This window comes from Streptomyces sp. NPDC088252, from assembly GCF_044740965.1.
In the GTDB taxonomy this organism is placed as follows: domain Bacteria; phylum Actinomycetota; class Actinomycetes; order Streptomycetales; family Streptomycetaceae; genus Streptomyces.
The window spans coordinates 121,215-139,848 of sequence record NZ_JBIURS010000023.1 but is presented as its reverse complement, the minus strand read 5'-3'; the positions used below and the strand labels follow the sequence as shown (position 1 = coordinate 139,848).

Annotated in this window: 20 protein-coding genes; 5 read left to right on the top strand and 15 right to left on the bottom strand. The window is 71.2% G+C overall.

Annotated elements, in window-relative coordinates; all coding sequences use genetic code 11:
- Window positions 1–133 precede the first annotated feature (133 nt).
- From ACIOHC_RS34410 to ACIOHC_RS34395, 4 genes are all read right to left on the bottom strand, one after another.
- Entirely contained in the window at window positions 134–781 is a 648-nt protein-coding gene (locus tag ACIOHC_RS34410) for a uridine kinase (protein ID WP_365692231.1), read from the bottom strand.
- Between the two features lie 10 nt (window positions 782–791).
- Window positions 792–1,526 (bottom strand): hypothetical protein, encoded by a 735-nt coding sequence (locus ACIOHC_RS34405; RefSeq protein ID WP_401845355.1) that lies wholly within the window; start codon window positions 1,524–1,526, stop codon window positions 792–794.
- Between the two features lie 56 nt (window positions 1,527–1,582).
- Window positions 1,583–2,053: a cupin domain-containing protein gene (locus tag ACIOHC_RS34400; RefSeq protein ID WP_351081593.1), complete on the bottom strand. Its 471-nt coding sequence runs from the start codon at window positions 2,051–2,053 to the stop codon at window positions 1,583–1,585.
- 141 nt (window positions 2,054–2,194) lie between these two features.
- Complete coding sequence (locus ACIOHC_RS34395) at window positions 2,195–2,863, bottom strand: winged helix-turn-helix transcriptional regulator (RefSeq protein WP_351081591.1); 669 nt, start codon at window positions 2,861–2,863, stop codon at window positions 2,195–2,197.
- An 86-nt stretch (window positions 2,864–2,949) separates the two neighbouring features.
- Here ACIOHC_RS34395 and ACIOHC_RS34390 point away from each other — a divergent pair, with 86 nt between their 5' ends.
- Together ACIOHC_RS34390 and ACIOHC_RS34385 are read left to right on the top strand one after the other, a co-directional pair.
- Window positions 2,950–4,161 carry a pyridoxal phosphate-dependent aminotransferase gene (locus ACIOHC_RS34390; protein WP_351081589.1) on the top strand — a complete coding sequence of 404 codons (1,212 nt, stop codon included), beginning with the start codon at window positions 2,950–2,952 and terminating at the stop codon, window positions 4,159–4,161.
- Window positions 4,162–4,174: 13 nt separating this feature from the next.
- Window positions 4,175–4,792 (top strand): peptidase, encoded by a 618-nt coding sequence (locus ACIOHC_RS34385; RefSeq protein ID WP_401845368.1) that lies wholly within the window; start codon window positions 4,175–4,177, stop codon window positions 4,790–4,792.
- Window positions 4,793–5,230: 438 nt separating this feature from the next.
- Here the strand turns inward: ACIOHC_RS34385 and ACIOHC_RS34380 are convergent, their stop codons facing one another.
- On the bottom strand, window positions 5,231–5,962 hold the full coding sequence (locus ACIOHC_RS34380; RefSeq protein WP_351081585.1) for a hypothetical protein: 732 nt from the start codon (window positions 5,960–5,962) through the stop codon (window positions 5,231–5,233).
- 136 nt (window positions 5,963–6,098) lie between these two features.
- Window positions 6,099–6,509, bottom strand: coding sequence for a RidA family protein (locus ACIOHC_RS34375; protein ID WP_365692226.1), 411 nt, complete (start codon window positions 6,507–6,509; stop codon window positions 6,099–6,101).
- A gap of 232 nt (window positions 6,510–6,741) precedes the next feature.
- On the opposite strand from ACIOHC_RS34375, the gene ACIOHC_RS34370 reads away from it, so the two are divergent.
- Window positions 6,742–7,251 (top strand): DUF3574 domain-containing protein, encoded by a 510-nt coding sequence (locus ACIOHC_RS34370; protein ID WP_401845353.1) that lies wholly within the window; start codon window positions 6,742–6,744, stop codon window positions 7,249–7,251.
- A gap of 308 nt (window positions 7,252–7,559) precedes the next feature.
- On the opposite strand, the gene ACIOHC_RS34365 is transcribed toward ACIOHC_RS34370, so the two are convergent.
- The 3 genes from ACIOHC_RS34365 to ACIOHC_RS34355 all read right to left on the bottom strand — a co-directional run bounded on the left by ACIOHC_RS34365 (window position 7,560) and on the right by ACIOHC_RS34355 (window position 13,055).
- Complete coding sequence (locus tag ACIOHC_RS34365) at window positions 7,560–8,876, bottom strand: SWIM zinc finger family protein (protein WP_401845350.1); 1,317 nt, start codon at window positions 8,874–8,876, stop codon at window positions 7,560–7,562.
- Window positions 8,873–11,827 (bottom strand): DEAD/DEAH box helicase, encoded by a 2,955-nt coding sequence (locus ACIOHC_RS34360; RefSeq protein WP_365692224.1) that lies wholly within the window; start codon window positions 11,825–11,827, stop codon window positions 8,873–8,875. Before ACIOHC_RS34360 ends, ACIOHC_RS34365 begins: the two co-directional genes overlap by 4 nt.
- A 238-nt stretch (window positions 11,828–12,065) precedes the next feature.
- Window positions 12,066–13,055: a slipin family protein gene (locus ACIOHC_RS34355; protein WP_365692223.1), complete on the bottom strand. Its 990-nt coding sequence runs from the start codon at window positions 13,053–13,055 to the stop codon at window positions 12,066–12,068.
- A 260-nt stretch (window positions 13,056–13,315) separates the two neighbouring features.
- On the opposite strand from ACIOHC_RS34355, the gene ACIOHC_RS34350 reads away from it, so the two are divergent.
- The gene (locus ACIOHC_RS34350) at window positions 13,316–13,663 is read left to right on the top strand and encodes a hypothetical protein (protein ID WP_351081575.1); all 348 of its coding nucleotides are present in this window, start codon (window positions 13,316–13,318) and stop codon (window positions 13,661–13,663) included.
- 35 nt (window positions 13,664–13,698) lie between these two features.
- On the opposite strand, the gene ACIOHC_RS34345 is transcribed toward ACIOHC_RS34350, so the two are convergent.
- Window positions 13,699–14,154, bottom strand: a complete 456-nt coding sequence (locus ACIOHC_RS34345; RefSeq protein ID WP_365692222.1) for a DoxX family protein — start codon at window positions 14,152–14,154, stop codon at window positions 13,699–13,701.
- A 307-nt stretch (window positions 14,155–14,461) separates the two neighbouring features.
- Window positions 14,462–15,616 carry an ADP-ribosylglycohydrolase family protein gene (locus tag ACIOHC_RS34340; RefSeq protein ID WP_365692220.1) on the bottom strand — a complete coding sequence of 385 codons (1,155 nt, stop codon included), beginning with the start codon at window positions 15,614–15,616 and terminating at the stop codon, window positions 14,462–14,464.
- Between the two features lie 49 nt (window positions 15,617–15,665).
- Between ACIOHC_RS34340 and ACIOHC_RS34335 the strand changes: the two genes are divergently transcribed.
- The gene (locus tag ACIOHC_RS34335) at window positions 15,666–15,944 is read left to right on the top strand and encodes a DUF6343 family protein (RefSeq protein ID WP_365692218.1); all 279 of its coding nucleotides are present in this window, start codon (window positions 15,666–15,668) and stop codon (window positions 15,942–15,944) included.
- A gap of 59 nt (window positions 15,945–16,003) precedes the next feature.
- On the opposite strand, the gene ACIOHC_RS34330 is transcribed toward ACIOHC_RS34335, so the two are convergent.
- The 4 genes from ACIOHC_RS34330 to ACIOHC_RS34315 form a co-directional block, all read right to left on the bottom strand.
- Entirely contained in the window at window positions 16,004–16,375 is a 372-nt protein-coding gene (locus ACIOHC_RS34330; protein ID WP_365692216.1) for a tetratricopeptide repeat protein, read from the bottom strand.
- A gap of 98 nt (window positions 16,376–16,473) precedes the next feature.
- The gene (gene coaE, locus ACIOHC_RS34325; RefSeq protein ID WP_351081565.1) at window positions 16,474–17,073 is read right to left on the bottom strand and encodes a dephospho-CoA kinase; all 600 of its coding nucleotides are present in this window, start codon (window positions 17,071–17,073) and stop codon (window positions 16,474–16,476) included.
- Window positions 17,074–17,162: 89 nt separating this feature from the next.
- A complete protein-coding gene (locus ACIOHC_RS34320; RefSeq protein WP_365692215.1) occupies window positions 17,163–18,101 on the bottom strand; it encodes a PAC2 family protein in 939 nt (312 codons plus the stop codon).
- A 96-nt stretch (window positions 18,102–18,197) separates the two neighbouring features.
- Window positions 18,198–18,584: a hypothetical protein gene (locus ACIOHC_RS34315; RefSeq protein WP_365692214.1), complete on the bottom strand. Its 387-nt coding sequence runs from the start codon at window positions 18,582–18,584 to the stop codon at window positions 18,198–18,200.
- Window positions 18,585–18,634 lie beyond the last annotated feature (50 nt).

Genomic DNA, 18,634 nt, shown 5'->3' with positions numbered 1-18,634 from the left:
GTCCTGTTCGCGATGCTCCGAGACGGCACCTTCTACGAGTCCCGAACCCCCACCGTCACCCTCGCCGCATGACCAGGATGAAAACCCTCAAAACCGGCAGCGCGAACTTGACGAAGGACATAGAGGCACCCCCCTACTCCTCCCGTCGCCACCCGGTCCAGGCGGGGTGCAGCGGGTCGTCGGCCCGTACGACCGCGGCCGCGCGGGCGCCGGGCGCCGTCTCGTCCTCGTACCGCGCGAAGGCGGGCAGGGTCCACCGCTCGCTCTCCTCGGTGCGTCGCCGCAGCGCACCCGGCGACAACCGCAGATGGACGCTCAGGTCGAACGGGAACCAGTGCCCCAGCAGCAGCGGGCCGTGCACCACCAGCACACCGCCCTCGGGCAGGACTCGATACGGACTGCGCGTGGCACGGTCCGTCACCGGATCCCAGAGATCGGGCAGCACCCGCCCGCTCCCGCCCGCCTCCAGCGGCCCGAACACCTCACGCCACAGCGCGCCCGTGTCGAACCAGCTGTCGTAGTACGAGTCGGGGTCCTGTTTGCCGTACTCGTACCGTAGGCTCGCGGGCCGCAGGAACCCCTCGGTGGACACCACGAGCACCGCGCGTCCCCGGACCCGCAGCGCCTGCGCGACCTGTCCGGCCAGTTCCCCGGTACGGGCCGCCGGAGCGCCGTCCACGGCGACCTTCAGCCACGGGCTCCCGTCGGCCGGTCCCAGGCCGTCGGCGTGCGCGGCGAACTCTTCGGCCAGCCGCTCCCAGGTGATCGCTTCACATCGCACGCGACCATCATCACCTCTGCCCCGTGCGGCGGCCCCGGCCGTCCCCCCGCCCGCGTTCTTCCTCATCGGCCCCCGCCAAGTGACCCCCGGCGAGGCGCATCACACGATCGGCGAGGGGGCGCATGCCCGGTTCGCGGTCGGCGGCGGCTTCTGCGAGGCGGCCGATGTCGGCGCACCACTGTCCGGTGACGGCGTCCGGCGCGTCGATACGCCGGAAGCCGCGCTCCAACAGGCCCCGGGCGGTCTGCGGCTGCCCGCGCAGTACGGCCTTTGTCGCGGCGACCGCGTTGGCCAGCGCGCTCGCCGGCCGCGACCAGTCGTCATCGTCCGCCGTGAGGCCGGCCCGGTCGTGGCCGGCGGGCCGGGCGACCGATGCCGCCCCGATCTCCAGGTCCACGCGCCAGAAGAGCGGAAGCCCGCAAAAGGCCGCGAAGAGCAGCCGCCGCTCACGGGAGCTTTGCAACTCGGGGTCCGTACGCAGCGAATCGAGAGGCCGGACGGCTTCGAGCACCTCCCCGGCGGCGGCGACACAGGCGTCGAAGCAGTCGTCCGGAACCGTCCAGACGAGGTCGATGTCGCTGTACGCATCGGCCGTTCCACGGGCGAGGGAGCCCTTCAGCTCCGCGCGCGAGCCGGGGCAGGGGGCGGCAAGTGCATGCAGCAGCGCCTGCGCGAACGCGTCGCGTCGCGCCGGATCCAGATCATCCGTGCTCTTCGCGTCGCCCTCCGGGCTCGCCGCGTCCACGGCCGTGTGCTCCCGTCGCGCGCGTCCACGGCCGTGCGCTCCCGTCGCCCCCGTACTCACTGCTTCTTCGCGCCGCAGTCCACGGCGTCGGCGTCGTCGGAGAGCGCGCTGCCCTCGGGCAGCAGATAGGTCACCCAGAGCACGACGGGCTCGGTCCCCCGATTGCGTCCGATGTGGCGGTGACCGGTGCCGGACGGCTCGATGAAGGACGAGCCCGCCGGTGTCACCTCGACCGAGCAGTCGTCCAGAGTGCGCGTCAGCGTCCCGGACTTGACGACGGCGATCAGCTGTCCGCTGTGGGTGTGCCAGCCGGTGGAGCCGCCCGGCTCGACGGTGATGGTCCGAAAGGTCACATCCGTACGGCCGTTCGGGGTCTTCACCTTCAGTTTCCCCGCCGATGTGCCCTGCGCGAGCACGGTGCCGCTCACCCCGCTGCCGGGTGTGGCGACGGCCGCCGACGGCACGAAGCCGAGCGCGGCCACGCAGCCGCCGACGACCAGGGCCTTGGCGAGTCGCCCCTTCCTCATCCGCGGTCCTCGGCTCCCCCGCTGTCCGCCGACCCTCATGTGCGACTCCTCTGCCTCAGCGTCCCCGGAAGCGTCCAGGACATCCCAAACGCCCCGACGCTACCCCTGAGTTGATCCGCGGAACCCTCCCTGATCCGGCGGTCACCCGCCACGCAGTTCGGTGGCGAGCGGTCCGTCGCCCGACACCTCGACACGCCCGTCCTCGACGGCCCCGGCGAGCGTCAGCTCACCCCGCCCGAGCGCCAGGCAGGCCTCCACGTCGAGCGCGATACGGACATCGGCATGGGCGGCCGGACCGTCCCCGTACACGGCGGCACCGGCCTCGGCGCCACCCGCGCGCACATGGAACTCGCCCTCGTCCAGCTGGACTTCGACGACTCCCGGATTGGTCAGCCCGTCCAGCGCGCGCAGCAGCAGAAGCGCGAACCAGTGCGCCCGCACCGCGTCCGTGGGCCGCCGGTCGGTGAGCGCGGGCGCGCCCCACTCGGCGAGTGCGGCGAGCACGGGCAGCAGCCCGTGGCCGCGCTCCGTCAACTCGTACACCGAGGCCGCGGCGGGCGGCGGAAGCCGTCGGCGGGTGGCCAGTCCGCTCTGCTCCATGTCCTTGAGCCGGGAGGCGAGGACGTCCGTACTGACACCCGGCAGGTCGGCGTGGAGGTCGGTGTAGCGGCGGGGGCCCGCCAGCAGTTCACGGACGATCAGCAGGGTCCACCGGTCGCCCACGGAGTCGAGGGAGCGCGCGGTGGCGCAGAACTGGTCGTAACTCCGGCGGCGGGCCGGGCGGGTCGGAGACTGTGGCTGACGTGGCATGCGACGCAGTCTAGACATGTTGTTGGACTTTCCAAGCCCGAGCTTGGTAAAACCAAGTATCGCAATCAGGTCGGGGAGGCCACCGCATGGAATTCCGGCAGTCCAGCAAGCTCGACGAGGTCTGTTACGAGATCCGGGGCCCGGTCATCGAGCACGCCAACGCCCTGGAGGAGGCGGGCCACAGCGTCCTTCGCCTCAACACGGGCAACCCGGCACTCTTCGGCTTCGAGGCGCCGGAGGAGGTCGTCCAGGACATGATCCGGATGCTTCCGCAGGCCCACGGCTACACCGATTCGCGCGGCATCCTGTCCGCCCGCCGGGCAGTGGCGCAGCGCTACCAGGCGATGGGGCTGGCGGACGTCGGCGTCGACGACATCTTCCTCGGCAACGGCGTCTCCGAGCTGATCTCCATGGCCGTCCAGGCGCTGCTGGAGGACGGCGACGAGGTGCTCGTCCCGTCCCCCGACTATCCGTTGTGGACCGCGGTGATCACCCTCGCGGGCGGCAAGGCCGTGCACTACACCTGTGACGAGGCCTCGGACTGGAACCCCGACCTCGCCGACATGGCCTCGAAGATCACCGACCGTACCAAGGCCGTCGTGATCATCAATCCGAACAACCCGACCGGCGCGGTCTATCCGCGCGAGGTCCTCGAAGGAATCCTCGATCTGGCGCGCAGGCACGGCCTGATGGTGTTCGCCGACGAGATCTACGACCAGATCCTCTACGACGACGCCGAGCACCACAGCGTGGCGGCCCTCGCTCCCGACCTGGTCTGCCTCACCTTCAGCGGCCTGTCGAAGACGTACCGCGTGGCGGGCTTCCGCTCCGGCTGGCTGGTGATCTCCGGACCGCAGCAGCATGCCCGCAGCTATCTGGAGGGGCTGACCACACTCGCCTCCATGCGCCTGTGCCCCAACGCGCCCGCGCAGTACGCCATTCAGGCTGCACTCGGCGGCCGGCAGTCGATCGGGGATCTGGTGGCGCCCGGCGGCAGGCTCTACGAGCAGCGCAACCGGGCCTGGGAGAAGCTGAACGAGATCCCCGGCGTGTCGTGCGTGAAGCCGAAGGGCGCGCTGTACGCGTTTCCGCGCATCGACCCGAAGGTGCATCGGATCGTCGACGACGAGAAGTTCGTCCTGGATCTGTTGTTGCGGGAGAAGATCCAGGTCGTGCAGGGCACGGGCTTCAACTGGCCGCGTCCCGACCACTTCCGGATCCTGACGCTCCCGTACGCTGACGATCTCGACGCGGCGATCAGCCGCATCGGCCGCTTCCTGACCGGATACCGCCAGTGATCGGATGCCCCCGGTGACCTGCCCCGCCTGCCGCGTTCCCGTCCAGACCCAGTTCGTCTCGCCCGAACTCGTCGGCCCGATCGTGGAGGGCGGACTCGATCCGGCCACCGACCCTGCCTGGGCGGATTCGGGCGCGGCATCACCGGCCGAGTACGCGCGCTGGTCGGGTCATCTGTGCGGGATGACCTGCCTGCGCATGGCGCTCGGCGCCGGGGCCCCGTCCCTGTTCGCACTGCGCGACGGGGCGCTCAGGTACGGCGCGTACACCGAGGACGCGGAAGGGGTGATCCGGGGCCTGATCTACGCCCCCTTCGCGCAGTACGCACGGGAGGCGCACGGCCTCGACGCCACGGTCCACCGCCATCTCTCGACGCACGAGATCCTCGGTCTGCTGGACGGCGGCCGGACGGTCATGGCCTCGGTGCACTACGGCATCCGGCATCCGCTGCGGCCCGCTCCGGGGCGGGGCGGGCATCTGGTGCTGCTGACGTCCCGTACGGCCGACGGCGCCGGCGTCCATTTCCACAACCCGTCCGGCACGACGGCGGGGACGCGGGCCGCGGAGCTTGCGCTGCCCGACTTCGAGCGTTTCTTCGCGGGGCGCGGGGTGTCGCTGCCCGCGGGGGCGTGAGCGGGGCGCGCCCACGGAAACGGGAGCGGGCCCGGGGGCGTAGCCGGCCCCCGAGCCCTGTAGATGCCACCCGTACGGCACGCCGACACTTTTAAGGACCCGTGTCAGGTTTATGTCGTCGCGTCCTGCCTTTAGACGACCGCAGATCGAAGCTCCGCGGGCCGGAGTCGAACCGGCATCTCGACGTCCATGGGCACGGGCCCGATTGATTCGGCGATCGGTGGCGAATGCTGAGTCTGGAGCAAGAGTCTGAGATTGATCGCGGTCTGCCTCTGCCAGTTGGGCCACCCCGGCCCGTCCGTGTGCGGGGAACGCACCGAATACCGGGGGGAGGACTCGAACCTCCACTGGAACCGCGTCGTCACGACAAGCCTCAGTTTCAGCTTGCGCTCCTCGCGCACCCCGGCCGTGATGAACGGCCGGGGAATCCATGGTCGGTCACCCGAAGAGGTAACCGAATACCGCATCACCCACCCGTTGGTCGCTGACGTCCATGCCGTTGGCCTCCTCGCGGGCGAACTTCACGGCCTGCTGGAGCTTCTCCAGCCGGTCCAGCAGTTCATTGACCCGTCGCGCGGGAAGGGCTCCGGAGAACTTCACCGTCGTCCAGTACCCGATCGGAATGTCCTCGTAGTACACCTCGACCTGCGCCGGATGCTTGTCGGTGGCCTCCGCCTTCACATGGTTGCGGGGCACCTTCTTCGTACGGAGGGTCTTCACCGGCTCGGTCTTCCAGGAGTCCGTCGACGGGTCCTGCGTCCAGGCCTCTGAGGCGTCGAGCACCGGAAGCTTGCGGACAAAGGTGCTGAGGTCCGTCAGCTGCTTCTCCAGGAAGAGCAGGTACGACACCGGCACCTCGCTCACGAGCACCCGTCCCTCGACCTTCACGTCCGCGCGGGCCGAGCAGTTCGCCCAGTCCTTCGTGGCGGTCACATCGAAGAGCCGGGTCAGGGTCGCCGCGGTCTCCCGCAGCACGTCCTCGGCCTTGATCTGCACCAGGGTCGACTCGGGCGGCAGCTGCTCGCCCTCTTCGTCCTTGGGCTGATACGTCCGGGAGATCCCGGCCAGCAGACCGGTCTTCTGAAGGCCGTGATGCGCCGCCGTCAGGTCCTGGTGAGCCTTGGACTTGACGCCCTTCTCCACTGCGATGATCTGATTGAGTTTCGCCACGTCGAGGAACTTATCAACGTCAAGTCCCGTAGAACTAACGGATTCTGCGGAGTCGGTTCTTCGAACGGACCGCCCATGTCATGGAGAAACCCCTCCCGGCCGCGCCCGCGGCGAACAGGGCGGCACGGGTGGACGTTCAGCCGGGCAGCGCCGCGGTGAGGTCGAGCTCGATCAGCTGTCCGGAGAATCCGAGCCGTGTGACGCCGAGCAGCGTGCTCGCGGTGGTGAACGCGGGCCCGATGGCCGAGCCGGTGAGCCCGCGCCAGGCGGCTCCCAGGACCGTGACGTCGTCCCCGACCACGTAGATCACCGATCGGACGACCCGGGACGGCTCGGCTCCCACGGCGGCCGGAGCGGCGAGGGAGTTGGCCACCACCTGGTCGATCTGGGCGTCGAGGTCCCCCGGACCCACCAGTGTGCCGGAGCGGTCGAGCGGGCACTGCCCGGCCGGGTACGCGGTCCGGCCCGCTTCCACCACGGTGATGTGGTGATAGCCGGGCGTGGGGTGCAGCTGGTCAGGGTTGATCCGGGTGATCCGCTCAGTCACGCGGGCGAGTCCGGCAGCCCGCGCCGTGAGCCGCAGCGGGATTTCGGCGAGCCCGTCGACCGGCCCATACGGGTGGTTTCCAGCGGATGCCCATGTCCTGCCGCCGCTCGACGGGGACCGCTTGCCACAGTGGCCCCGCACGTCCAGGCGTCGATGTGTCCACGCCACGGACCGACGCGAACTCCGCGCTCCCGCCCTCCGCCCTCCCGGACTCCGCAGAAAGGCTCCCGCCGTGCCCCGTCTCCCCCGCCTCACCCGCACGAAGGGTCTCATCGGCCCCAAGCGGCCCGGCGCGCTCACCGCCACCGCCGCCCTGGCCGTGCTGGCCGTGGGTACCCCTGTCGCGTACGCCACGCTCGGGGACGAAGCCTCCACCTCCTCGAAGCCGGCGGCGGCCGTCGCCGCGCGGGGGAAGGCCTACGTCGAGACCCGGCTGTTCTTCGGCACCGAGCATCCCGACGGCGGACCGCGCGTGACCGATCGTCAATTCCTGGCCTTCATCGACGAGGAGGTCACACCGCGCTTCCCGAACGGGCTGACCATCCAGGACGGCCGGGGGCAGTGGCGGGATTCCCACGGCGTGATCGAACGGGAGCGCCGTTACGAACTGACCCTGCTCTACCCGGCGTCCGAAGCACGCCTGCGCGACGCCCAGATCGAGCGGATCCGGAACGCCTACGAGAAGGCTTACGCCCAGGCCTCGGTGGCCCGGATCGAGGAACGCGCCACCGCCGACTTCTGACAGCGCCCGCCGCCCCGGCTCCGTCACCCGGCTCCCGGGTCGCACGGCCGTAGGAGCCTCGCGCCCGTGCGGCCGATCGAGCCGGCGCCAGTACATGCACTCCGCAGCGGCCACCGGGAGGATCACCGGCGCCGCTGCCGCCGTGCCGACACCGCCACCCCCGATGTAGGCCGCCCTCAGCCGCCGGACCGCCCGGACCGAGTACGGGACCACGCCCGCGAGGTCGTCGATGCCCTATTCCCCGCCGACGCCGGCCGCCGGAGCAGTCGGACACGGTGCCTCGGCCGAGGACGGGCCAGGGCCGGGGGTCAGCCTCCGCTCAGTTCCATGAGCGCGCCCACCGGATCGGTGTCCGGGGTGGCGCGGGGCCACCAGTCGTCCTCGCCCGGCTCGGATTCGTAGCCGTACCAACGGCCGTCGTGTCCGAAGCGGAGCTGCAGAGTGCCACCGGGGTGGGTGAGGTGGTTGCGCCAGGGGTGGAAGCGGGGGAAGTCGGCGGCTGCGAGTGCGGGCCGGGCCCGGTCGAAGGGGCCGGCCGGAGGATCCCAGGGGGTTTCGAGGACGGCCAGCCCCTCGGCGCCGCCCTGCCGCCAGGCCGCGACGGCTCGGGCCAGGTCGGTGGGTGTGCGGCCGGTGGCGTACGCCAGCTCGCGGTAGAGGGCGCGGGTGGTCGCGGTCAGCCCTGCGGTGGGTCGGGACGCGGCCAGGCGTACCGCGTCCTGCCAGGGACCGAGGCCGGCGAGCGGGTCGAGGCCGCTGACGAGGAGCGTGTGCGCACGGACGGCCGCCTCCGTGGCGAGGTGGTCCAGGGCGAGCGGGTCACGGGCGCCGGGCAGACTCGGGTACGAAGGCGGCTGCCCCGGATGCGGCAGGGGCGGGAGCGGGGCGGGGAGCGGCGGGAGATACCGCTCGGCGAGGGCCTCGCGAGCCGACACGGAGGGGGTGGCGGGGGCCGAGGGACGTTCCCGGGCGGAGTGTGCGGCGTTGCGACGGCCCAGGTCTTCGAGGAGCTCGCGCTCGCCCCGGCCGCGCAGCAGCAGAAGGACGAACGGATCGGTGTCCAGGAGTCTGGCCATCTGGTAGCAGAGGGCCGCCACGTGTTTGCAGGGCCAGCCGTGGTCGGGGCAGGAACATCCGGGGTCGAGGTCGCCCGCGGCGGGCAGCAGTGCGACACCGGCCTCGGCCGCCGTGTCGACGAGCGAGTGCGGCATCTCCTTGCCGAGCAGCGCGGCGAGGTGACCGGGACGGGCGGCGACCGCGTCCAGGAATGTCTCCCAGTCGGCGTCGGCGAGCGGCCGCAGACGCAGTTCGGCGCGGTAGGGGCGGGGGCGGCTGCCGTGGACGTAGGCGACGACCCGTCCGGGGGTGACCGTGATCGCGGCGACCTTGCCGCTGTCGGCGTACGTACGACCGCGGGAGAGCCGTCCCTCGTCCATCGACAGGGACTCCAGGGCGGCCACCCAGGCGCGGCCCCACCAGCTGTCCGCGAAGGGTTCGTCGCCGTCGGAGGTACGGGGCGGCACGGCCTCGAAGGTGCGCCGCAGATCGTCGGGTCCCGGGCGTGGCCGGGCGACCGGCCGGGACTGGGAACGGTCGTGCGCGAGGGACCGGGGGCGGGGGCTCATGACGGCCTCCGGAGCGAGACGAGATCGGCCAGGTCACGGTCGCTGAGCTCGGTCAGCGCGGTCTCCCCGGTGCCGAGGACCGCGTCGGCCAGAACCCGCTTGGAGCGCAACAGCTCGTCGATCCGGTCCTCGACCGTGCCTTCCGCGATCAGCCGGTGCACCTGCACGGGTTGCGTCTGGCCGATGCGGTACGCCCGGTCCGTGGCCTGTTCCTCGACGGCCGGGTTCCACCAGCGGTCGTAGTGGATGACGTGGGCGGCCCTGGTGAGATTCAGTCCGGTGCCCGCCGCTTTGAGGGAGAGCAGGAAGACCGGGACCTCGCCGGACTGGAATCGGTCCACCATCCGTTCACGTTCGGTCACCGGCGTGCCGCCGTGCAGGAGCTGGGAGGGGATGGCGCGCGAGGCGAGGTGGACGGAGAGCAGCCGGGCCATCGTCACGTACTGGGTGAAGATGAGGACCGAGCCGTCCTCGGCGAGGATCGTGTCCAGGAGTTCGTCGAGCAGGGCGAGCTTTCCCGAACGGCCGTCGAGCCGGGTCGGCTCCTCCTTCAGGTACTGCGCGGGGTGGTTGCAGATCTGCTTCAGCGAGGCCAGCAGCTTCATGATCAGACCGCGCCGGGCGATGCCTTCCGAGGCTTCGATGAACGCCATCGTCTCGCGGACCGCCGCCTCGTAGAGCGTGGCCTGCTCGCGCGTCAGGAAGACGGGGTGGTCGGTCTCTGTCTTGGGCGGCAGTTCGGGGGCGATACCCGGGTCGGACTTCTTGCGGCGCAGGAGGAAGGGCCGGACCAGCCGGGAGAGCCGTTCGACCGCTTCGTCGTTGGCGAGGCCGGCAGCCGTCCCGGTGCTCTCGACGATGCGGGCGTGGCGGGCCCGGAACGCCTTGAGAGGGCCCAGCAGTCCGGGGGTGGTCCAGTCGAGCAGGGCCCACAGTTCGGAGAGGTTGTTCTCCACGGGGGTGCCGGTGAGGGCGATTCTGGCCGGGGCCGGGATGGTGCGCAGCGCCTTCGCCGTCGAGGAATGCGGGTTCTTCACGTGCTGGGCCTCGTCGGCGACGATCAGCCCCCAGGTGTGGTCGGCGAGTTGCGCCGCGCTCGAACGCATCGTGCCGTACGTGGTGAGGACGAAGCCGCCGTCGGGTTCGGCGAGGGTGCGGTCGGCACCGTGGAAGCGGCGTACCGGGACACCGGGGGCGAAGCGGTTGATCTCCCGGTGCCAGTTGCCCAGGAGGGAGGCGGGGCAGATCACCAGGGTGGGCGCAGGGCGGGCGCGGTGCAGATGGAGGGCGATGAGGGTGATCGTCTTGCCCAGGCCCATGTCGTCGGCGAGGCAGCCGCCGAGACCGAGTGAGGTCATCCGGTCCAGCCAGGCGAGGCCGCGCAACTGGTAGTCGCGGAGCGTGGCGTCGAGTCCGGGCGGCGGGGCGATGGTGGTGTCGTCGGCGGTGATGCGGGCCCGGAGCGCGGCCAGTGCCCCGACGGGCACCGCGTCGACCTGTTCGCCGTCGACCTCGGCACTGCCGGTCAGCGCGACGGCGAGGGCGTCCACCGGATCGAGCAGGCCCAGCTCCCGTTTGCGCGCCTTGCGTACGAGCGCGGGGTCGACGACGACCCACTGGTCCCGCAGTCGTACCACCGGCCGGTGGGCCTCCGCGAGCACATCCATCTCCGCCTCGGTGAGCCGCTCGTCGCCCAGTGAGAGCTGCCAGTTGAAGGAGAAGAGCTGCTCGGCGTCGAAGAACGAGGTGCCGTCGGTGGCCGAGCCGGGGGCGGACCGCACGACGGCTGCGGCGGTGAGGGAACGGGCCAGTTCCCTGGGCCAGTGGACGTCGACCCCGGCCGCCGCCAGCCGGGCTCCGGCATCGCTCAGCAACTCGTACAGCTCGTCCTCTTCGATTGCGAGTACATCGGGCACCGGCTGGTCGAGCAATCGCTCCAGCGGTGCCCAGACACGGGCGGCGCGGCGCAGCGCGAGCACGGCATCGATCCTGGCGCGCGGGCCGAACGGCTCTCCCGCCCCGCCGTTCCACAGCGCGGCGGCGTCGACGACATGGGTCGGGTCGGCCAGGCTGTGCACCTGGGTGACGGCCGCGGCGGCGTGCCGCGCCGCGCCGCGACGGGCGTCCGCGACCGTTTGGCCTGCGTCGGTTTCGCTGTCGGTGTCGTCGGACTCGTCGGGGCTGTCGTACGTATCGGCCGTGTCGAAGAGTTCGTAGGCCGAGAGGTCGAGGCGCAGCGAGATCCGTACGCCCGCGTCGAGCCCGGCCGCGACCTCGACGGCCCAGTCCCGGGCCTGTGGCAGATGCTGGGCCGCACGGGCCGCGAAGGGCGCCCCCATCGCGTACGCCGCCGCGGGTGTACGGGGCAGGGTGTCGGCGACCGCGTCGAGGAACGCCCCGATCAGCCACTCCGGCTCCGGGACCTGGAGCGGTGTGCGGTCCGGCAGCGGGACCGCGTACCCCTCGGCGGGCAGGGCGGCGGCGATCGCCCGGAGGTGGGCGATGTCCTGGGCGTCGCGCGGTCCGGCCCGCCAGGCGTCGTGGTCCTCGCCCGTCAGGCCGGGGAGCAGCCTGCCGCGCGCCACCAGATTGAGCGCCTGGAGCGCGGCGGCGCCCCAGCAGCGGCTGGCGGGGTGGGCGGACCGCTGATGCCGGGCGCGGACCAGCAGTGGCAGGGCATCGGTCACGGCCATCAGGACGGCGGGCACCGCACACCGACGGATGCCGTTCTCCCGGCCGTGTCCGCGGACGACGGTGATCTCCCGCGCGACAACGGATCCCTCGGGATCCGCGGCGTAACCGGAGAAGTCACCGGGCTCCGGGAGCGGGCCGCCGTCGGGATCCCAGAAGGCGACGCGTCCGTCTCTCGGCAGCGACGCGGGAAGGAAGACGGCCGCGCAGCTCAGGAGGCGGGCGGCCGACGCGTCCGACTGCTGTTGTGCCGTGGTCATCGGTCCCCTCCCCTCCGGCCCTGATCCTCTTGATCGTCTGGATCCTCATGACTCCTGCGAGTCTAGGCGGGGGGTCTGACAACCGGTGGCGCACCTGCGTTCCAGCACGTCAGAGGCGTTATGAGAGAGGCCTGCCGGTCCAAGGAGCGGACCGGCAGGTTCAGGAGGTCGGCTCGGAGAACGGACCTTCCCGACGGGGAACGCCGGCGCCCTTCGAGGGCTAGGTGCGCTTCGGCAGTCAGTGCCTGGCGAGCGGCTTGGAGCGGGAGGACGGCGCGGGCGTGGCGGCCGGGGTCACGCCGGGCATGGACGCCGGCGAAGGCGCCGGCGTCGTCGACGGCGGCGGCGGCTGAGGCCGACGGGGTTGGGGCCGCGGACGCGGCTGCGCCTGGACCGGACGCTGCGGCTGCGCGGGCTGCTGCGACGGCTGCACGGCCTGCTGCGGCTGCGTCGCCAACTGCTGTGCGGGCTGCTGCGCCCTCTCCAGGAAGCGGAGCAACTCCACCGGGAACGGCAGCACCAGCGTGGAGTTCTTCTCAGCGGCGACCGCCACCACCGTCTGCAGCAGGCGCAACTGGAGCGCGGCCGGCTGGGAGGACATCTCCTTCGCCGCCTCGGCGAGTTTCTTCGACGCCTGGAGCTCGGCGTCCGCGTTGATGACACGGGCCCGCCGCTCACGGTCGGCCTCCGCCTGCCGGGCCATGGAGCGCTTCATCGTCTCCGGCAGCGAGACGTCCTTGATCTCCACCCGGTCGATCTGCACGCCCCAGCCGACCGCCGGGCTGTCGATCATCAGTTCAAGGCCCTGGTTCAGCTTCTCGCGGTTGGACAGCAGATCGTCCAGATCGCTCTTGCCGATGATCGACCGCAGTGAGGTCTGCGCCATCTGCGACACCGCGAACCGGTAGTCCTCCACCTGGATCACCGCACTCGCCGCGTCGACCACCTTGAAGTAGATGACCGCGTCCACCCGCACCGTCACGTTGTCCCGCGTGATCCCGTCCTGCGCGGGCACCGGCATCGTCACGATCTGCATATTGACCTTGCGCAGCCGCTCCACACCGGGGAGCACCATGGTGAAGCCGGGCCCTCGCACGCCCTCACGGAGCCGGCCGAGCCTCAGCACGACGCCCCGCTCGTACTGCTTGACGATCTTGGCTGCGGCCATCAGGTACAGCGCACCTGCCGAAGCCCCCGCCACTGCCGCGATTACAAGCTCCTGGACCATGACGGCCCCCTGAACGCCGGGAACACCTGAATACAGGAATCAATCAGTTGCTATTACCACGGTATGCCCACTATCAACCGATATGAACATTGTCCGAGGGTCTCCGGCCCCGGCTGTCGCCCGCCCGGCCGTGCACCGGATGCCGGGGCTCCCGGGAGCAGGCAGGGTGACCAGCGTCAGCACGTTCTTACGTGGCGTACGCGGTGCGTGGTCCGCGGCGGGCTGACGGACGAGCCGGACGAGACAGACGAGGACCTGCCATGCCCGTGATCGACCACCGGCGCCGCCGCCTCGGCATCGCAGCCGGGACCGCGCTCCTGACCCTCACCGTCGCAGGCTGTTCCGGCCTCGGCCGGACCGCGGTCGGGCCGGTCACCTACACCACCGAGCGGGACGCCGTGATCATGGTGAACAGCCCCTCGGTGAAGGGCTGTCACCGGCTCGCTCCCTCGGGCGCCAAGGAAGTGATCAACGGCACCCTGATCGACATCATCCTGTACCGCACGCCCAACTGCACCGGGCCGGGTACGACATACCTCGCGACCACGTTCACCGACGTCAACGGGACCGGCGCCCTCCCATGGCGCAGCTTCAGCACGGTCCACTGACCCACGGCGCACGGAGCCCGGACGCGGACCACGCGCTATGCGTGTCTCCGGATGAGCGCGAACAGATCCGCCGTACGGTCCCGGCGCTCCCTGGCGATCAGCACGAGCAGCACGATGAGCAGGGCCGGCATGATCGCGTTCACCCGGTCGAGCAGTGTCAGCTGGACGATGGAGGCGCCCGCCATCAGCCCGCAGAAGGCCATGGCCGCCACTCCGGCCAGAACCGGGATCAACAGGGCGATGGCTCCCGCCATCTCCAGCAATCCGATGATGTACATCGCCGCCTGGTTCCAGCCCATCCGGTCGAAGGACTCGATCGCCGTCTCATGGGCGATCAGCTTGGCGAACGCGCCGAAGCCGAAGAACAGGGCGAGTACGACGCGTGCGACGGTCAGTGCCACGGCTGCTCGGCCCCGGCCTCCGGCCCGGGTGTCGGCGGGGGCGCCAAGGGTGGCAGCAAGGTTGTTGTGGGCCGCTGTGGACTCGGTCATCCGGGTCTCCTCGGGAAGCAGTGTGTCGCTTACGAAGAGGTAGACCGGTCCGCGGTCCGGAACTCATCGCTTCCCGGCCCTCGGACGTCCCTCGTTCCACGGCCGCTTCGGTACGGTCGCACCCCCGCCCTCGCATCCACGGGACAGCGGTCGACGGCAGCCGCCTCCACCCTCAGGATGCTGACCGAGCGACGAACGGACGGGACGTCGACACGGTTCGCGCCGACGGACCACGCCCGCCCGGCCCGCCCGCTCAGCCCGTCCGCCTCGTCGGCGGACCGTCGGCGCGCGGCGCACGGGTCGCTCGTCAGTACGCCGGATAGCGGCCGGCCGGCCACGCGACCGCGTGCTCGAACTCCAGGCACAGATCGTCGGCCACCTCGGTGATCACCGCTCGTCCTTCGGTCGCCACCAGCCAGGACGGCGGAAGGTGCGCGTCCCCGTGACGGGCTCCGAGCAGATTGCCGCAGATCGCGCCCGTGGAGTCGCTGTCGCCCGAGTGGTTGACCGAGAGCAGCAGCGACTGTGCCACCTGGTCGGCGGTCGGCAGCACCAGGGCGCAGTACACGGCGATCGCCAGCGCCTCCTCCGCGACCCAGCCCGCGCCCAGCGTCTCCACCTTCTCGGCGGTCGGTTCGCCCTCGGCAGCCAGGTCGACGGCCGCGCGCAGAGCCGCCGTCGTCTCCTCGTGTCCCGGATGGCGGCCCAACAGCTCCATGGCCCGCAGGACCGCGCCCGCCGTCGAGTCCCCCTCCAGAAGATGGGTGACGATCGCGGCGAACGCCCCTGCCGCGTACGCACCGGTCGGGTGACCGTGCGTGATCTGCGCGCACCAGTGGGCGAGCCGAAAGCCCCTCCGGGCGTCCTCCCCCACCAGCCCGAAGGGGGCGGACCGCATCACCGTGCCGCAGCCCTTGGACCCGGTGTTCACGGGACCGGGCGTACCGAGCCTCTCCGTGGGTTCGGGCACATGGCCGGCCGCGAGCCCGGTCAGACAGGCATTCCCGGGGGCCCGGCGCGCGTAGAGCCACGCCTCCTGCCTCAGCCAGCCGGTCCGCACCGGGTTGTCGCCGCCGCGGGCCGGCGGAGCCGGATGGTACTGGGTGTCGAGCCAGCGCAGATAGGCGTTCCGCACGGTGTCGATCTCGGCGCCGCCCATCCCCTTCGACATCGCCCGGGAATGGGCCCTGATCAGCCCCTCGGCCGTGAAGAGGGTCATCTGCGTGTCGTCCGTGACACGTCCGACGACCCCCTCGTCGTCCGCGAGAAGCCCCTGTACGCCCTGTTCACCGTGCGCGCGGCGGATACCGGCGAGCGAAAGGAACTCCACCGGGTTTCCCAGGGCGTCCCCGATCGCCCCGCCCAGCAGACAGCCACGGACCCTCGCCCTGCGGCCGTTGCGGTCCCCCCACGATGTGCTGTTCACGCACGATCCCCTCGATCCGAAATCCGACGTCGACATCCCCGAAATGGCCATCGCGGGTCCATTCTGGGTAGGAGAGGCGATCGCCATGCGTACCGGCAATGAACCGATGACTGCCCGCAGTCCTCTGCGGCTGCGGCTCTGCCTGAGTCTATGGGGGCTGGTCTGGGCCGTCTTCGGCCTGGCGGCCTTCACGCTGACCGGCCGGCCGGGCTGGGCCGCCGCCTGCGGGCTGCTGCTCCTGCTCGTCCTGGTGGACATCGCGGTGATCGTCCACCACATCCACCAGGGACCGCACTACCAGCCGGGCCGCAACATCCCGCCGTACGAACCCGATCACGGCGGGCGCGGCCGGTACGGGCACTGAAGGTTGCCGGGCACGGACGCGCACCCGGCGGGCGTCGGCCGGTCCTCGGCGTGGAGGGGTCAGTCCTCCGTACGGAAGCGGGCCGCCTTCAGATACTCGGGGTTCGGATCGAGTGCGGCGGCCAGCCGGAAGTGTCGGGCGGCCCGGTCGTCGGAGCGGCCGGAGCGCTCGAAGGTGCGGGCGAGCGCGAAGTGCGCGAAGGCGTTGTCCGGCTCGCGCTCCAGGACGAGTTCGAATTCGAGTTCGGCAGGGCGCAGTTGGGCGGCGGCGAAGAAGGCTCGGGCCCGCAGCAGACGGGCCGCGGTGTTCTCCGGATGGGCCGCGATCACCGAGTCCAGGAGCTTGACCGCGCCCCGGGGGTCGCGGGCCGCCAGCAGGTGTTCGGCCGCGCGGAAGTCGATGACATCTGTTTCCGGGGTCCTCTCGGGCACGATCGCATCCTTCCCTTCGGTATCGGATCCCCAACGTCCGGCCGGCTTCCACTATTCCGATGGAGAGCGATCCGACACGGACCGGACCGGCACGGGGATCAGCCGGCCGCGGCCTGTGTCAGCTCCGACCAGACCTTGCGGACCTGCGGCTCCAGCGCTTCCAGCGATCCGTCGTTGTCGATGATCAGATCGGCCACGGCTCGCCGCTGCTCCCGGGTGGCCTGTGCCGCCATCCGGGCGCGGGCCTCGGGCTCGGTCATGCCGCGCAGCCGTACGAGCCGGTCGAGCTGGGTCTGCGGCCTGGCGTCCACGACGACGACCAGGTCGTAGAGCGGCGCGAGGCCGTTCTCGGCGAGGAGGGGGACGTCGTGGACGACGACCGAGTCGGGGCCCGCGGCCCGCTCCAGTTCGGCGGAGCGGGCGCCGACCAGCGGGTGGACGATCGCGTTGAGGGTGGCGAGCCGGTCGGCGTCGGAGAAGACGATCGAGCCGAGCTTCGGCCGGTCCAGGGTGCCGTCGGCGGTCAGGATGCCTTCGCCGAACGCGTCGACGACGGCGGCGAGTCCGGGCGTCCCGGGCTCGACGACCTCCCGGGCGATCCGGTCCGCGTCGATCAGCACCGCTCCGTATCCGACGAGCAGCCGCGACACTTCACTCTTGCCGGCGCCGATCCCACCGGTCAGGCCCACTTTCAGCATGCCGGGAAGCCTAGTACGAAGGGCCGTCGGGCGGATCGGGGCGGCCGGTCCGGCGTCCTGCTCACGCTCCGCGAGGAACCGTCGGCCGGTCAGGCGTCTCCCTCACGCTCCGCGAGGAACCGCTCGAATTCTCGGCCGATCTCGTCGGCGGACGGCAGTTCGACGGGCTCGGCGACCAGATTGCCCCGGGTCTCGGAGCCCGCGACCGCGTCGTACTGGTGCTCAAGGCCCTCGACGAGCGAGACGAGCTCCTCGTCACCCTGGTCGATCTGCCGGTCGATCTCGGTCTGGGTCCGGTGGGCCTCCGTGCGCAGCGCGTGGGCGACCGTCGGCAGGACCAGGCCGGTGGCGGCCGTGATCGACTCCAGGGCGGTGAGCGCCGCGTCCGGATAGGCGGAGCGGGCGACGTAGTGCGGCACGTGGGCGGCGACGCCCAGGACGTCGTGCCCGGCCTCCATCAGCCGGTACTCCACCAGGGCCGCGGCCGAGCCGGGCACCTGCGCCTCGTCGAACGGGCTGCGGTGGCCGGGCATGAGGTCCGTGCGGTTGCCGTGCGGGGTCACGCCGACGGGACGGGTGTGCGGGACGCCCATCGGGATGCCGTGGAAATTCACCGCCAGGCGGACGCCGAGGCGCTCGACGATCTGCTCGACGGCAGCGGCGAAGCGCTCCCACTCCACATCGGGCTCGGGCCCGGAAAGCAGCAGGAAGGGCGCGCCGGTGGCGTCCTGGACGACCCGGACGTCGAGCGTCGGGGTCTCGTAGGCCGCCCAGCGGTCGCGCCGGAAGGTCAGCAGAGGGCGCCGCGCGCGGTAGTCGACGAGCCGGTCGTGGTCGAAGCTGGCGACGACCTGGTGCGGCAGCGTTTCGAGCAGTCCGTCGACGATCTGCTCGCCCGTGTCACCCGCGTCGATGTATCCGTCGAAGTGGTAGAGCATGACCAGGCCGGCCGACTCCTGGGCGAGCGCCATGTCGACGACGGCCAGCCCCTTCGGCTCCCATTCGTACAAACTCTGCGGATCAGGCACTGTTACCGCTCCTCCTCGTGTTCCTAGAGCAGAACGTCCGGCAGGGCACGGGCATTCCCGGACCGTGCCCCGTCACCCGGCGGTTCATGCCAGAACCTATGCGAGAACACGGGCGTGGGGCGCCGTCACCGTCTTCCGCGCAGAGGTGTACGTGCTGTGCCGCCAGGCATCCGTGGGGCCGAGGTGGTCACCCGCCAAGTGGACGTGCCCGGCGGTGCGGTGGCGCACCGGAGCCCTCGCCCCTGCCCTGTCGTCGAAGATATGGACGTTGGCATTCACATCGGTGAACACCTCGATGGGAACGTCGAGTTCACGACAGCGGAAGGGCGGGTTCACGGCCGGCCGCCCGAGCGGTGGGGACGAGGCCGAGGTCCCCGTCGTCGCGAACATCGCGCCCGCGGCACCGATGATGCCGATGTCGCGCAGGAGCGCACGACGGCTCGCGGCCGGCACCACGGGCGAGTTGTGCGAAGCATGCGTCATGCCCCCGCTCACCTTCGGATGTTGAGGTTGCCGAGATCCTGACCAGAGCT